The organism is Rhodococcus sp. F64268, assembly GCF_023015605.1.
Taxonomy (GTDB): domain Bacteria; phylum Actinomycetota; class Actinomycetes; order Mycobacteriales; family Mycobacteriaceae; genus Rhodococcus.
Genome location: NZ_JALKAI010000020.1, coordinates 1 through 17,978 on the forward strand (window position 1 = coordinate 1; position 17,978 = coordinate 17,978).

Below are 17,978 nucleotides of genomic sequence, written 5' to 3' on the forward strand. Positions count from 1 at the left end.
ACACCAACTGAATCGACACGATCGAATCACCACCGAGCGCGAAGAACGACTCGTCCACACTCACCTTCTCCAAGTGCAGAACCTCCGCGAACACCTCCGCAATGATCTCCTCGACCTCACTACCGGCACCCCGATACTCACGCTCTTCGAACACCGGCTCCGGCAACGCATCACGATCCAACTTGCCCACCGGCGTCAACGGCACCTCATCGAGTACCACCACCGCAGACGGCACCATATGCGGCGGCAACGACCGAGCCACGAACTCCGTCAACCCCGCCACATCCACAGTCCGACCCGCCGCAGGCAACACATACGACACCAACACCGTCGCACCCGACGCGGTCGAACGACCGAGAGTGGTCGCCCAGTTCACGGTCTCGTGCGTGGAGAGCACGGCGTCGATCTCGCCGAGCTCGATACGGAAACCGCGCACCTTCACCTGGAAGTCGCTGCGCCCCACGAACTCGAGTTCGAGACGATCCTCGACAGCACGCCACCGCACCACATCACCGGTGCGGTACATGCGGTCGCCGGCTTCGCCGTACGGGTTCGGGACGAATCGTTCGGCGGTGAGAGCGTTGCGTCGGTGGTAACCACGCGCAAGGGCACGGCCCGCCACGTAGAGTTCACCCGCCATACCGGCCGCGACCGGCCGCAGACGTGAATCGAGCACCAGGGTGGTCATGCCCACGATGGGCTCACCGATCGTGATCGGGCGCTCCGGCACCATCTGCCCGAACGTCGACACGATCGTGGCCTCGGTGGGCCCGTACGCGTTGACGTAGGTCGTGCGCTTCGACCACTCCGACAGCAGTTCCGGCGTGGTGACATCGCCACCGACCGACAGCACCTCGAAGCTGTCGACGCCGTCGGACTCCATCGTCCCCAGCACCACCGGAGTGATGATCGTGTGCGTCACCCGTTCGGTGCGCAGCAACTCCGCGAGATCGGGGCCACCGATGATGGTGGACGGCACGATCACCAACGTGGCACCGAACGAGAAGGCAGCCATCCATTCGAGCACCGACGGATCGAAGCTCGGCGAGCAGATCTGCAGGAACCGCGACTCGGACGTCACGCCGTACAGGTCGGTGACCATGTCCTTCAAACCGGCCAGACCCGAGTGGGTGACGACGACGCCCTTCGGCTGCCCCGTCGAACCCGAGGTGTAGATCAGATAGGCGGGCTGGTGGACGTGAGTGGGGCGCACGCGATCCGTGTCGCTGATCGGTGTGGATGCACGAGCGTCGACCTCAGCGATGAAGTCGGGGTCGTCGACGAGTAGCCATTCCGCGTCGTCGGGCAGACCGGTGGCGTGCTGCGACGACGTGATACCCAGTGCTGCACCGGAATCGGACAGCATGTACCGCACGCGCTCGGCGGGGTACGTGGGATCCACCGGCACATGTGCGGCGCCGGTCTTCGCGACAGCCATGACGGTGACCGCCATGTCGTACGAACGCGGGAACGAGACGGCAACGAAGTCCTCGGCTCCGATTCCCCGATCGATGAGCGTCCGGGCGAGTCTCGACGACGCTTCGTCGATCTCCCGGTAGGTGATCGAACGTCCCTCGTAACGCACTGCGGTGGCGTCGGGATCCATCGTCACACCGAGAGTGAGGAAGTCCGCGAGGGTCTTCGGCTCGGTCAGGACGTCGTGCCCGCGCATGCTGGTGAGCTGCGCGAACTCCTCGTCGCCGAGTAGCGGCAGGTCGCCGACCGGTGTCGCTGTTCCGGCGAGGATGCCGTTCACGAGCCGGGTGAATCGCTCCGCGAACCGCTCGACCGTACCGTGGTCGAACAGTGCGCTCGCATACGAGAACTCAGCGGACAGTCCGCCCGGATCACCGCCGGCGTCGACGTGTTCACGCAGCGTCAGTCCGAGATCGAACTTCGCGATGTCGAGTTCGAACGGCACACCGGACACACTCAGCCCCGGCAGTTCGAGGGCGGTTTCCGGCATGTTCTCGAACGACAGCACCACCTGGAACAGTGGGTGTCGCGCGGTGGACCGCTCGGGTTCGAGTACGTCCACGAGCCGCTCGAACGGAATGTCGGCGTGCGCGAACGCGTCGAGGTCGGCGGTACGCACCCGCGACAGCAGGTCCTCGAAGGTCTCACCGGTATCGACATGGCTGCGCAACACCAGGGTGTTGACGAACATGCCGATCAGGTCGTCGAGCTCACGCTCGCCGCGACCCGCGATCGGCGTGCCGATCGTGATGTCGTCGGAATCGGACATGCGCGCGAGGAACACCGCCAACGCGGTGTGCAGGACCATGAACATGGTCGTTCCGGTCCGGCGGGCCAACGCAGCCAGTTCACGATGCGTGGACGCATCGAGCGCGAACTCGACCTTTCCTCCGGTGAACGACTGCACCGGAGGGCGCGGGCGATCCATCGGCAGGTTGAGCTCGTCCGGGACACCGGCGAGGGTGTCCTTCCAGAATTCTGCCTGAGCCGAGAGCACACTCTCCGGGTCGTCTTCGCTGCCGAGCACCTCGCGCTGCCAAATTGCGAAGTCCGCGTACTGCACGGGCAGCGGCGCCCAGGCCGGGGCCTCGCCCGCCGCGCGGGAAACGTAGGCGGTCATGACGTCGCGCGTGAGCGGTGCCATCGACCAGCCGTCGGAGCTGATGTGGTGCGCGACGAACGCGAGCACATGATCAGTAGCATTCTCCGCGTCGCTTCCGCTGTCGGTCAGTGCGAACAGCGCAACCCTCAACGGAATCTCGGACGTGACGTCGAAACCGGCCGACACGACCTCGCCGACACGCGCGAGGAGGTCGTCCTCGGTGACGACTTCGGCGACGACCTCGGGTGCGGCCTCGGCTGCGGGAACGATCAATTGGTAGGGACGCCCGTCGATCTCCGGGTAGATCGTGCGCAACACCTCGTGCCGCACCAGCACGTCCCGCACCGCATCCTGCAGCGCGGGCACATCGAGTTCACCGGTCAAACGCACAGCGACCGGAATGTTGTTGACCGACGAGTCGGTGTCGAAGCGGTTGAGGAACCACATGCGCTGCTGCGCGAGCGACAGCGGCACCATGTCCGGACGCGACTGCGGTACGAGTGGCGTCCTCGAGTCGGTGTCGGCATGCTGCTCCGCAGCGACAGCGAGCGCACCGACAGTCGGAGAGTCGAACACGATACGGACCGGTACGCGGGCACCCAACGCTGTGCCGATACGCGAGACCACCTGCGTTGCAAGCAACGAGTTGCCACCGAGTTCGAAGAAGTCGTCATCGACCCCCACCCTCGACACACCGAGCACGTCCGCGAACACACCCGCAACGATCTCCTCGACCGGTGTACGCGGCGCCCGGAACTCACGCACCTCGAATACCGGCTCCGGCAACGCCTTACGGTCGAGCTTGCCATTCACATTCAACGGCAACCCGTCGAGCACCATGAACGCAGCGGGCACCATGTACGACGGGAGGCGGGAGCCCAGCGCCGTCTTCAGCTCGGCCGTATCGAGTTCCACGCCCGCCACCGGCACCACATACGCCACCAACTGCGCACCGGTGCGCTCGTCCTCACGCGCGATCACCGCAACCTCGCGGATGTCGTCCTGCTCGCGCAACGCCGACTCGATCTCACCGAGCTCGATCCGGAAACCACGAACCTTCACCTGGAAATCGGTCCGCGACAAGTAATCCAGCTCACCCTGCGCCGTCCACCTCACCAGGTCGCCGGTGCGGTACAACCGCTCCCCCGCCCCGAACGGTGACGCCACGAAACGCTCCGCGGTCAGATCCACCCGACCGTGATAGCCCCGCGCCAACTGCGCACCCGCAAGATACAACTCACCCGGCACACCCACCGGCACCGGGTTCAGCCGCTCGTCGAGGACGAACGCCCGGGTGTTCCACTCGGGTACACCGATCGACACCGACGTACCGGACGGCGCGATCACCTCACCCGCGGTCACCGACACCGCAGCCTCGGTCGGGCCGTACAAGTTCACCAACCGCGCGGTGTTGTGCTCGACGAAACGCTCCGCCGTCGCCACCGGCAACGCCTCACCGATAGCGAGGATGCGGCGCAGCGACCCGGCCAACCGGCCGTCACCGTCGATCATCAGCGCCTCGAGCATCGACGGCACCACGTGCAACGTCGTCACCCCGTGCTCGGCGATCAATGCGTTCAGATACGCCGGATCCCGATGGCCTTCCGGCGAGGCGATCACCACGCGACCGCCCGACACGAGTGCCGACCAGAACTCCCACACCGACAGGTCGAACGTCGCGACCGTCTTGAGCAACACTGCATCGTCTGCACCGAGGCCGAAGTGTTCTCGCTTCCAGAGCATCTGGTTGACGATCGCCGCGTGCGGAACCGCCACCCCCTTCGGGCGACCGGTCGAACCGGACGTGAAGATCACATACGCGGTGTTCGACGAACGCAACGGCATAACGCGGTCCGCATCCGTCACCGGCTCCGTCGAGAACTCCGACAGATCGGCCGTATCTATCAGCACGGTGGAGACAGAGCTCTCCTCGGGCATGACGAATTCGTCGCGCTCGGTCGTCAGTACCACCGCGGGCGCAGCCGCTTCGACGATGAACGCGTTGCGCTCATCCGGTTGATCCGGATCCACCGGCACGTACACACCGCCCGCCTTGGCGACGGCATACATACCCACTAGTAGTTCGACCGAGCGGCGGATGGCCAGCACCACCGTCGACTCGGGCTCGACGCCCATCGAGATCAGTCGCCGGGCAAGCTGGTTGACACACGCGTCGAAGTCACCGTAGGTCAGCGAACCACCGTCGAACACGAGCGCTGTGGCGGCCGGATCCTCGCGTACCTGCCGGTCGAAAAGATCTACGAGGGTGGCGTCGCCGTCGACCCCGTACGCGGTGTCGTTCCACGACTCGAGGATCCGGGTCTTCTCGACCTGATCGAGCAGGGGCACATCACCGACCGGCATAGCCGCGTCGGCAACCACTGCTTCGAGCACCCGGGTGAGCCGATCGGTGAACTCTGCCACCGTCGACTCGTCGAACAGATCGGTCGCATAGGTGAAGAAACCGGTGATTCCTGCGGCTCGTCCGTCGACGTCGTATCGATCGGTGACGATCAGGTGCAGATCGAACTGCGAGATCGCCATATCTGCGTCGATCCCCGTGATCGTGAGCCCGGGCAGTTCGAGCGACGACTGGGCGAGATTCTGGAACGACAGACCCACCTGGAACAGCGGGTGCCTCGCGGTCGAACGCGCGGGGTTGAGCACCTCGACGAGACGCTCGAACGGAACGTCAGCGTTCGCGAACGCCCCGAGATCCGCCTCGCGGGTCTGCTCGAGGAGTTCAGCGAAGCCCGCTCGACCATCCACACGGGTGCGGAAGACCAGAGTATTCGCGAACATACCGATCAGGTCGTCGAGCTCACGTTCGGCCCGGCCCGCGATCGGAGTGCCGATCGCGATGTCGTCGCTCCCCGACATCCGCGCGAGGAACACTGCAAACGCTGTGTGCAGCACCATGAACAACGTCGTGTTGGTCTGACGGCCGAGATCGGTCAACCGCTGATGCAGATCGGCGTCGACAGTGAAATCGGCACGTGCACCGTGGAACGACTGCACTGCGGGACGCGGACGATCGGTCGGAAGATCCAACTGGTCGGGAAGACCGTCGAGAGCCTTTTTCCAGTAGTCCACCTGCTTGGACGCGAGCGAGCCGGGATCGTCCTCTGATCCGAGCACCGTTCGCTGCCACACTGCGTAATCCGCGTACTGCACCGGCAGCGGCTCCCACGTGGGGACATCTCCTTGGGAGCGCGCCACGTACGCCTGCATGAGGTCGCGGGTCAGCGGGCCCATCGACGATCCGTCCGCTGAGATGTGGTGGACGACGAACGCCAACACGTAGTCCGAATCTCCGACCTGGAAGAGCTTCGCAGCGAGCGGCACTTCGTCGGTGACGTCGAATGTGGTGGCTCCCACGGCGGTCACAGCGCCGATGATCTCGCGTTCGGCCACTCGTACCGGGCGCAGATCCGGAGTGACTTCGGTGGCGGGGACGATCTGCTGGACCGGGCCGTCGACGGACTCCGGATAGTAGGTGCGCAGCGATTCGTGACGTGTGACGACATCCGCTACCGCAGCCTGCAGCGCATCTACATCGAGATCGCCGCTCAGCCGAATGGCCATCGGCACGTTGTACGCAGCCGTGTCGGTGTCGAAACGGTTGAGGAACCACATGCGTTGCTGAGCGGGCGAGAGCGGGATCCGGTCGGGCCGGTGACCGGCTTCGAGCGGCACGCGGATCTCCGTGTCCTGCGACTCGGCCACCGCGGCGAGCGCTTCGACCGTCGGCGTTTCGAACAGGGCGCGCACCGGAACCTTCGTGCCGAGCGCAAAGCTCAACCGCGACGCCACCTGCGTCGCGAGCAGCGAGTTACCGCCGAGCTCGAAGAAGTCGTCGTCGAGACCCACTCGGTCGATTCCGAGTACCTCGGCGAACACCGCCGCCACCGATTCCTCCACCGGTGACACCGGGGCACGGAACTCACGAGCCTCGAACACCGGCTCCGGCAACGCCTTCCGATCCAACTTGCCGTTCGCATTCAATGGCAACGCCGGGAGAAGCACGAACGCCGACGGCACCATGTAGGACGGCAGCCCCACTGCCAGGGCAGCTTTCACATCGGCCACCGCGAGCACGACACCCGGCTCCGGCACCACGTACGCAACCAATTGCGCGCCGACCCGTCCGTCTTCACGAGCGACCACCGCCACGTCGCGGACACCGGCCACGTTGTGCAACGCCGACTCGATTTCACCGAGCTCGATCCGGAAGCCACGCACCTTCACCTGGAAGTCCGTGCGCCCCAGATAATCCAACGCACCGTCTGCCGTGAATCGGACCAGGTCGCCTGTGCGGTAGAGCCGCTCCCCCGACCCGAACGGCGACGCAACGAAACGGTCCGCGGTCAGATCCACCCGACCGTGGTAACCCCGCGCCAACTGCACACCCGCCAGATACAGCTCACCCGAGACACCCACCGGCACCGGATGCAGTCGATCATCGAGAACATAGACCCGGGTGTTCCACTCCGGTACACCGATTGACACCGACGTACCCGACGGCTCCACCACCTCACCGGCAGTCACCGACACCGCAGCCTCGGTCGGACCGTACAGGTTCACCAACCGCGCGTCATTGGACGCCACGAACCGCTGCGCCGTCGAAGGCGGCAACGCCTCACCGATCGCCAACACCTGACGCAGGGACGACGACAACTTCCCACTCGACTCGATCATCAATGCTTCGAGCATCGATGGCACCACGTGCAGCGTCGTCACACCCTGATCCACGATCAGGGCATTCAGGTATGCCGGATCACGGTGCCCTTCGGCGGAGGCGATCACCACGCGCCCACCGGAGACCAGTGCCGACCAGAACTCCCACACCGACAGGTCGAACGTCGCAACAGTCTTGAGCAGCACCGCATCGTCTGCTCCGAGACCGAAGTACTCGCGCTTCCACAGCATCTGGTTGACCACTGCGGCGTGCGGCACCGTCACACCCTTGGGCCGACCGGTCGAACCCGACGTGAAGATCACGTATGCGGCGTTCGACGAACGCAGCGGTGCGCGACGCTCCGCGTCGGCCACCGGCTCTGCGGAGAGCCCCGACAGGTCGACAGCATCGATCTCGACAACGGCGACAGGACGACCACCCGAGGCGCCGGTGAACCCGTCCCGGGTCGTCGTCAACAGCGCGACCGGTGCGGCGGTGTCGAGAATGTACGCGTTGCGCTCGGCCGGCTGAGCGGGATCGACGGGCACATAGGCACCGCCGGCCTTCGCTACGGCGTACATGCCCACGAGCAGTTCCACTGATCTGCGCATCGCCAGCACAGCCGTCGAATCAGGCCCGACTCCGAGCTCGATCAGGTGCCGCGCCAAGCGATTGACCCGGGCATCGAACTCGCCGTAGGTCAGCGATTCACCTTCGAACACCACCGCGGTCGCGTTTGGGTCGCGTCGGACCTGCACGTCGAACAGATCCGTCAACGTCGCGGACGAGGTGACCTCGTGCGCGGTATCGTTCCAGGTCTCGAGCGTCCGGATCTTCTCGGCCGGTTCGAGCAGCTCGATATCGCCGACCGGGATCGTCGGGTCCTCGACGACCGCTTCCAGGATCCGAACGAAACGGTGCGCGAAACCGTCGACCGTGGGCTCGTCGAACAGATCGGTTGCGTAGGTGAAGGTGGCGTCGATCTGCTCCGGCGCGCCGTCGTCGTCGTAGTGATCGAAGACGGTGAGCTGAAGATCAGTCTTGGCGAGCTGGAGTTCGAAGTCGGTGGACCTGACGGTCAGCCCGGGCAGTTCGAGCTCCGTGCGCGCCAGGTTCTGGAACGACAGACCCACCTGGAACAGCGGGTTGCGTGCAGTGGAACGGACCGGATTGAGTACCTCGACGAGACGCTCGAAGGGTACATCCGCGTTCGCGAACGCACCGAGGTCCGACTCGCGGGTCTGCTCGAGAAGCTCGTCGAAGCTTGTGCTGCCGTCCACTCGGGTGCGGAACACCAGGGTGTTGACGAACATGCCGATCAGGTCGTCGAGCTCACGCTCACCGCGACCGGCAATGGGCGTACCGATCGCGATGTCGTCCGTTCCCGACAGCCGGGCCAGCAACGTCGCGAATGCGGCATTGATCACCATGAACAGGGTGGCGTTCTTCGAACGCGCGAGGCCTTGCAGCCGGCCGTGGAGTTCGGGCGGGAGGCTGAACTGCAGGGATTCACCGCGGAAGCTCTGACTCGGCGGCCGGGGTCGATCCGAGGGCAGATCCAGCTGGTCGGGCAACCCGTCCAGCGCGCGTTTCCAATGGTCGACCTGCCTCGCGGCGAGCGACTCGGGGTCGTCCTCCGAGCCGAGGATCTCACGCTGCCAAAGCGCGTAGTCGGCGTACTGCACAGGGAGCGGATCCCACCCGGGGGCATCGCCCTGCGAACGCGCCGCGTAGGCCCGCATGAGGTCGCGGGTCAGTGGTCCGACCGATGCTCCGTCGGCCGACACGTGATGGACCACGAGCGCGAGAATATGTTCGTCCTCGCGCACCCGGAAAATACGGACGGCAACCGGAACTTGTTGCGTCACATCGAATGTGGTGGACATGAAGGCAACGATCTCGCGTTCGAGCTCGTCGTCGGTCACGTTCTGGATCGCGAGATCCGGCTCCACCCGATCCATCGGGATCACGACCTGGTGCGGTCCGTCCGGTGAGTCCGGGTACACCGTGCGCAACGACTCGTGGCGTGCGATCACGTCGAGAGCTGCGGCGTGCAGGGCTTCGACATCCAGTTCACCCAGCAGACGCACCGCGATCGGGATGTTGTCGACAGCAGACGACGCAGTGTCGAACTGATTGAGGAACCAGTAGCGCTGCTGAGCCAGGGACAACGGAATCTGCGCGGGCCGTTCGCTCGCCACCAGCGGACGCCGCGGCCCGCCCGCGTCTCCGTGCTCGAGACGAGCCGCGAGACACTCGACGGTCGACGCCTCGAACAGCAGACGCAGCGGCACCGTCGAGTCGAGCGCTGCACCGATTCGCGACACTACCTGGGTCGCGATGAGGGAGTTGCCGCCGAGAGCGAAGAAGTCGTCGTCGAGACCGATGCGGTCGACACCCAAAACTTCCGCGAACACACCTGCGACGATCTCTTCGAGCATCGTCGTGGGCGCTCGGAACTTCTTGACCTCGAAAACCGGATTCGGGAGGGCCTTGCGGTCGAGCTTCCCGGACGCACCGAGCGGCAGAGCGTCGAGCACAACGTAGGTGGCGGGCACCATGTATGCCGGTAGCAGCGACGACAGGTCCCTGCTGACCGCGGCATCATCGAAGGTCGACCCCGAAGCAGGCACGACATATGCGACGAGCTGTTCCTGACGGACCAGCACGACTGCCTGAAACACGTCGTCCCGCTCGAGCAGCGCCGATTCGATCTCACCGAGTTCGATGCGCAGACCACGCAGTTTGACCTGGAAGTCGGTGCGGCCGATGTATTCGAGTTCGCCGTCGGCCTGCCACCTGACGAGGTCGCCGGTCCGGTACAGCCGCTCTCCCGATCCGAGCGGCGATGCGATGAAGCGCTCGGCCGTGAGATCCGGTCTGCGGACGTAGCCTCGGGCCAGTTGGACGCCCGACAGATACAGCTCACCTGCAACGCCCAGCGGAACCGGTCGCAATCGATCGTCGAGGACGAACACCTTCGTGTTCCAGACCGGAGCGCCGATCGGCACAGAGACGGTGTCCGCGTCAGTGACCTCGTGATAGGTCACGTCGACGGCCGCCTCGGTCGGGCCGTAGAGGTTGTGGATTCCGACGGTGGGCAGCGTCGATCGCACGCGGGCGGCAAGGGTTGCAGGAAGCGCCTCACCGGATGCAAAGATGTATCGCAGCGCCGACAACTCCGAGACTGCGGGTTCGGCCGCGAATACCGCGAGCATCGATGGCACGAAGTGCGCCACCGACACCGACTTCTCGCGCATCGTCGACACCAGGTACCGAGGGTCCCGGTGACCATCGGGCACAGCGATCAGGAGACGAGCGCCGGTCTGCAAGGGCCAGAAGAACTCCCACACCGATACGTCGAACGTGAAGGGGGTCTTCTGGAACACGACGTCAGCGGGGCCGAGTTCGTATTCACCCTGCATCCAGTGCAGGCGGTTGACGATGGCCTCGTGGGTGACTGCCACACCCTTGGGGCGACCCGTCGACCCGGAGGTGAAGATCACGTAGGCCGTATCGGAGGCGCGTAGCCGGGCGGTACGTTCCGCGTCGGAAAGAGGCTCGGCTGTCTCACCGGACAGATCGAGCGTATCGATCAGTACGATCGGGGCAGAGCCTGGGGCCGGCGCTTCGAAGCCGTCACGCTCGGTGGTCAGCACCACCACGGGCGCCGCAGTCTCGAGAATGTAGGCGTTGCGGTCGGCAGGCTGATCGGGGTCGAGTGGCACGTACGCACCACCGGCCGTGGTGATCGCGTACATGCCGACCAGCAGATCGATCGAACGCCGGATCGCCAGACCTACATGGGCTTCCGGACCCACTCCGAGCGCAACCAGGTGACGTGCAAGACGATGGACACGGTCGGCGAACTGCGCATAGGTGAGCGTCTCGCCGTCGAATTCGAGAGCTATGGCATCCGGCGTGCGCAGTGCCTGAGCTTCGAACAGCTCGACCAGCGTCGACGAGGTGCCCGACGGGTGGTCCGTGTCGTTCCACTCCTCGACCATCCGGGTGCGCTCGTCGGCGTCGAGCAGGCAGACGTCACCGACCGCCACGGACGAATCGGTGACCACCGCGTCGAGGACCCGCACGAAGCGGTCGGCGACACCGGCGATGGTGAACTCGTCGAACAGGTCGGTCGCGTAGGTCAGACCCACCGAGTACGTTGCCGAACCTTCAGAATCCCGAGCCTCGGTGACGACGAACTGAAGGTCGAATTTGGCTGTGGTGGTGTCGATATCGACGCCCGACACCACGAGTTCGGGGAGTTCGACGCGCTCGGCCGCAAGATTCTGGAACGAGAGCATCACCTGGAACAACGGATGCCGCGCCGTCGAACGCTCCGGATTCAGCACCTCCACGAGACGCTCGAACGGCACATCAGCGTGCCCGAACGCATCCAGATCGCTACCCCGAACCCGGGAAAGCACCTCGTCGAACGACTCACCACCGTCGACGCGTGCCCGCAACACCAACGTGTTGACGAACATCCCCACCACGTCGTCGAGTGCGGCCTCACCGCGCCCCGCGACCGGCGTCCCGATCGCGACATCGTCGGTACCGGCCAACCGTGCCAACAGCACCGACAACGCAGCGTGCACGACCATGAACGGCGTCGCAGCGCGTTCACGTGCGAGACGCAGAATTCCGTCATGGGTGTGTGAGGCGATGGTGAACTCGTATTGGGCACCACCGTTGCTGGCGACGACGGGGCGCGGCCGGTCTGCCGGAAGATCCAGCTGCTCGGGGATACCGGCCAGCGTGTCGCGCCAGAACGCCACCTGCGACGAGAGCACCGAGTCCGGATCGTCCTCCGAACCCAACACCTCCCGCTGCCACAGTGCATAATCCGCGTACTGCACCGGCAACGACTCCCACGCGGGTTCGCCGCCTGCGGCGCGCACCGAATAGGCCGTGACGACGTCGCGCGTCAGCGGCCCCATCGAGAATCCGTCCGTGGCGATGTGGTGCACCACGAATACCAGTACATGCTCGGATGCCGAGAGCTCGAACAGCCGGACGCGGATCGGCACGGTCGTCGACACGTCGAAGCCTGCCGAGATGAGCGACCGCAGATGCGACACCAGATCGGACTCCGAGACCGCCATCGGCGACAGGTCAGGAGCGACCTCCGACACCGGCAGCACCCGCTGATACCCGACACCGTCGACATCCGGATACACCGTCCGCAACGACTCGTGCCGACCCAGCACATCCGACACCGCAGCCTGCAAGGCCGCCACATCCAACGACCCCGACAACCGGATCGCCACCGGAATGTTGTTCACCGCAGAATCCGGCTCGAACCGATTCAAGAACCACATCCGCTGCTGCGCCAACGACAACGGCACACGCTCCGGACGCACCTGCGCCACCAACGGCACACGTCCGTCACCACCGGCTCGTTCCACGCGGGCAGCGAGATCTTCGACACCGGACGCTTCGAACAAGGCGCGCACCGGAACGGTGGTCCCCAGTGCTGCGCCGAGGCGGGCCACCACCTGAGTGGCGATCAGCGAGTTGCCGCCGAGGGCGAAGAAATCGTCGTCGAGGCCCACCCGGTCGAGGTCCAACACGTCCGCGAAGACGCCTGAGACGATCTCTTCGATCGGTGTCGTGGGAGCACGGAAACGGCGGGTTTCGAAGATGGGCTCGGGAAGTGCCTTACGGTCGATCTTGCCTGAGGTGCCGAGCGGCATGGCATCGAGCACGACGAATGTCGTGGGGACCATGTACGCGGGCAACACCGAGGACAGTGCTTCCTGGGCGCGCGCGCTGTCGAACGTGTCGCCTTGCGCGGAAACGACATACGCGACCAACTGCTCGTGACGTACGTCGGCTGCCGCCTGGGTTGCGGGGGTGCGTTCGAGGAGCGCCGACTCGACCTCGCCCAGTTCGACGCGCAGACCGCGCAGTTTGACCTGGAAGTCGCTGCGGCCCAGGTATTCGAGTTCACCGGCCGATGTCCACCGGACGAGGTCGCCGGTGCGGTAGACGCGTGCGCCCTTCTGGAACGGTGAGGCCACGAAGCGTTCGGCGGTCAGATCCGGCCTACCGAAGTATCCGCGTGCCACCTGGATACCCGACAGATACAGTTCACCCACCACGCCCGCCGGAACGGGCGCGAGGCGCTCGTCGAGGACGTAGGCACCGGTGTTCCACACCGGCGCCCCCATCGGCACGGAGCCCGCGGTGAGATCACCCACCGGCCGCGCAGTGGCGTGCACGGTGGCCTCGGTGGGTCCGTACAGGTTGTGTAGTTCGGCATCGCTGACGCGCGCGAACTGCTCGGCAACCGACACCGGGAAGGCTTCACCGGCGACCAGGACGACGCGGAGGGACTCGCATTCCTCGCGCGACACAGCACCGGCGAACACCGCGAGCATCGACGGCACGAACGATGTCGCCGTCACGTGCCGCTCGCGAATCACCCGTGCGAGATACGCGGGGTCGCGGTGACCGTCGGGAGTGGCGATCACGAGTCGGGCACCGACCGCCGGAGCGCCGAACAGCTCCCACACCGACACGTCGAAGGTGAACGGCGTCTTCTGCAACACAACGTCGTCGGGGCCGAGGTCGTATTCGGAGGTCAGCCACAGCACCTGGTTGACCGCGGCAGCGTGGGAGACAGCGACACCCTTCGGGCGGCCCGTCGAGCCGGACGTGAACAACACATACGCCGCATTCGACGAGCGCAGCGGCGACAGGCGATCCGCATCCGTCAACGGCGCATCCGACAATCCCGACACATCGAGCGCGTCGAGTTCGACCGAAGCCACACCGTCGTCAGTGAACCCGTCGAGCGAGGTCGTCAGCACGACGATCGGAGCGGCGGCCTCGAGGATGTAGGCGTTGCGCTCGGCAGGCTGATCCGGATCCAACGGCACATACGCGCCACCGGCTGTGGCGATCGCATACATACCGACCAACAGATCCGAGGATCGACGCACCGCAAGGCCCACCGTCGACTCCGGTCGGACCCCCAACGAAACCAGATACCGCGCAAGACGATTCACACGGGAACCGAACTGCGCATACGTCAGCGTCTCGCCCTCGAACTCGAGCGCCACCGCGTCCGGAGACCGGCGCGCCTGCGCCTCGAACAGTTCCACCAACGTCGACGACTCGACTTCGTGTGCAGTGTCGTTCCACCGCTCCAGCACCAGAGACCGCTCATCAGCGTCGAGCAGATCGATGTCGCCCACCACGATCTGCCGATCTGCGACGACCGCCTCGAGTACCCGCACGAGACGATCGGCGAAAGCAGTCATCGTGGACGCGTCGAACAGGTCGGTCGCGTAGGTCAGGTCGACGAGGTAGCCGTCGGCAGCATCGTCCGACACGGTGACCTGCAGATCGAACTTGGCCACTGAGGTGTCGGCGTCGAGCGCAGACACGGTCAGAGCCGGGAGTTCGAGCGACTCGACGTCGAGGTTCTGGAACGCGAGCATCACCTGGAACAACGGATGCCGCGCCGTCGAACGCTCCGGATTCAGCACCTCCACGAGACGCTCGAACGGCACATCCGCGTGCCCGAACGCATCCAGATCACTACCGCGAACCCGGGAAAGCACCTCGTCGAACGACTCACCACCGTCGACGCGGGTCCGCAACACCAATGTGTTGACGAACATCCCCACCACGTCGTCGAGTGCGGCCTCACCGCGCCCCGCGACCGGCGTCCCGATCGTGACATCGTCGGTACCGGCCAACCGCGCCAGCAACACCGACAATGCAGCGTGCACGACCATGAAGTCGGTGGTACCGGTGCGACGCGCAAGGTCCGCAATATTCGCACGAAGGTCGGATCCGAATGTGAACTGCTGTGCCGCACCGCGATACGATTCCACCAGCGGGCGGGGCCGATCGGACGGCAGATCCAGCTGTTCCGGGGCGCCCGCGAGCGTGTCGCGCCAGAACGCCACCTGCGACGAGATCACCGAGTCCGGATCATCCTCCGAACCCAGCACCTCCCGCTGCCACAACGCATAATCCGCGTACTGCACCGGCAACGGCTCCCAGGCCGGCGCGTTGCCGGCCGAACGGGAGGCGTATGCCGTGACGACGTCGCGCGTCAGTGGACCCATCGAGAAGCCGTCGGCCGCAATGTGATGCAGAACGAGAACCAGCACGTGCTGGGTGTCCGACAGTTCGAACAGCCGGACGCGGACCGGCACCGAAGAGGTGACGTCGAAGCCCGCCGAGACGAGTTCGGTGATCTTCTCGACCACGTCCGACGGGTCGACCGCCACCGGCGACAGGTCAGGAGCGACCTCCGACACCGGCAGCACCCGCTGATACCCGACACCGTCGACATCCGGATACACCGTCCGCAACGACTCGTGCCGTCCCAGCACATCCGACACCGCAGCCTGCAATGCCGCCACATCCAACGACCCCGACAACCGGATCGCCACCGGAATGTTGTTCACCGCAGAATCCGGCTCGAACCGATTCAAGAACCACATCCGCTGCTGCGCCAACGACAACGGCACACGCTCCGGACGCACCTGCGCCACCAACGGCGCACGCCCGTCACCACCCGCGGCGATCGCGGTGTCGATGAGGGAGGACAGTTCGGCTGCGGTGGGCGCGTCGAAGAATTCGCGGACGTCGATGCGCACCTTGTGATCGGCGTTGATGCGCGCCACCACGCGAGTCGCGCTCAGGGAGTTACCACCGAGCTCGAAGAAATCGTCGTCCACACCGAATTTCTCGACACCGAGCACCTGCTCGAAAGCCGCGACCACGGCGCGCTCGGTCGGCGTACTCGGTGCGCGGTATTCGCGTGCGAGAGAGCTGAAGTCGGGCTCGGGAAGAGCCTTGCGGTCGAGCTTTCCGCTTGCACCGAGCGGGAATTCGTCCATCTCGACGAACAGCGACGGCACCATGTAGTCGGGCAGCCGGTGACGTACTGCATCGGCGAGCTCGGTCCGCTCGATGTGGCTGCCGTCGGTGACCAGGTAGGCGACGAGGTGATCTCCGAGGCCGGGGTCGGAATGCACGACCACCACCGACTGCCGCACACCCGGATGATCGAGCAGAGCGGATTCGATCTCGCCGAGTTCGATACGGAGTCCGCGCAGTTTGACCTGGAAGTCTGTCCGGCCGATGTAGACGAGTCGGCCTGCGTCGTCGAGTACGACAAGGTCGCCGGTGCGGTACATCCGGTCGCCGGGTTCGCCGAAGGGATCAGCGACGAACCGGTCGGAGGTGAGGTCGGGGCGACGGAGGTAGCCGCGTGCAAGCTGTACACCCGCGAGATACAACTCTCCCTCGACACCCGCGGGTACAGGCCGCAGGCCTTCGTCGAGTACGTACAGACCGGTGTCGGCCACCGCGTCACCGATCGGCACGACGGTGTTGTCGGCAGCGGTCGCGAAGTAGGTGACGTCGACCGCGGCCTCGGTCGGGCCGTAGAGATTGTGCAGACCCGCGGAGCTGATCTCGTAGAAGCGGGCGACTGTCTGTGGCGGCAGAGCTTCACCGGATGCGAAAACGTAGCGCAGGGTGGTCACCGATGCCGCGGTGGGTTCGGCGAGGTAGACGGAGAGCATCGACGGCACGAAGTGTGCGATGGTCACGCCCCGGTCGATCATCGTCCGGGCGAGGTAGGCGGGGTCGCGATGCCCGTCCGGGATCGCGATGCAGAGCGTGGCGCCCACCTGGAGGGGCCAGAAGAACTCCCACACCGACACGTCGAACGTGAACGGCGTCTTCTGCAGTACGACGTCGTCGGCGCGCATCACGTATTCGGACTGGCGCCACGCGATGTTCGCGGTGATCGCACGATGTTCGACCGCCACGCCCTTCGGCCGGCCGGTCGAACCCGAGGTGAAGATGACGTAGGCGAGGTGGTCGGCGGTCAACGCGCCGGTCCGCTCGTCTTCCCCGATCGGACCGTCGGCGTAGCCGGACACGTCGAGGGTGTCGATCTCGACGACCGGCACGGTTCCGGGTAGGTCGACGGCATCGCGCGCGGTGGTGACCACCGCGACCGGTTCGGCGATCTCGAGCACATAGGCGCTGCGGTCGGCGGGGTGATCCGGGTCGAGGGGGACATACGCACCGCCGGCCTTGACGATGGCGTACATACCGATGAGCAGGTCGAAGGATCGGCGGATCGACAGACCGACCCGGGTGTCCGGACCGACACCGAGCTCGATGAGGTGACGTGCAAGGCGGTTGGCGCGCGCATCGAACTCTCGATAGGTGAGGGTCTCGCCCTCGAACTCGAGCGCTGTGGCATCAGGGGTTGCCGCGACCTGCGCGTCGAACCGCGCAACGAGCGTGTGCGGATCGGCTGTCACGGGGGCAGATGCGTCGTCGCCGAGGACCTCGGATGCATCGGCGAGCAAGGTGTCGACGACTCCCGGCAGGCCGGCACCCCCCAGGAGTCCCGGCGCCACGTTGGACAGCACGACGGGAAGAAGCGCATCGAAGCCGAGCACACCGCCCATTGCACCGTCGAGAGTGGTGATCTCCTGCTGCAGCCCGGCATAGGTGAGCTGCGTGTCACCATCGGAGAGCGCGATGCGGTCGGGGTCGACGTCCACAACTGCGGCGAGCAACCGGGGAAGATCCTCGATCGTCAGCGCCGGCTTGCCCGCCATACCACCCGTCATCTACGTCATCCTCCTGAAAATAGCCTGCGACCGGCGTATCACCGCGCGCTCCGCTGTTCGACGCCGTCCGGGGACGGTACGCCCCCGGACGTCCGAA

General features: G+C 65.5%; 1 protein-coding gene. It reads right to left on the reverse strand.

What is annotated here, in order from left to right; genetic code table 11:
- Nucleotides 1-17,881, reverse strand: a 17,881-nt coding sequence (locus tag MWU77_RS24180) for a non-ribosomal peptide synthase/polyketide synthase (RefSeq protein ID WP_247274998.1), incomplete at its 3' end; no start/stop codon positions are given.
- Nucleotides 17,882-17,978: the final 97 nt, after the last annotated feature.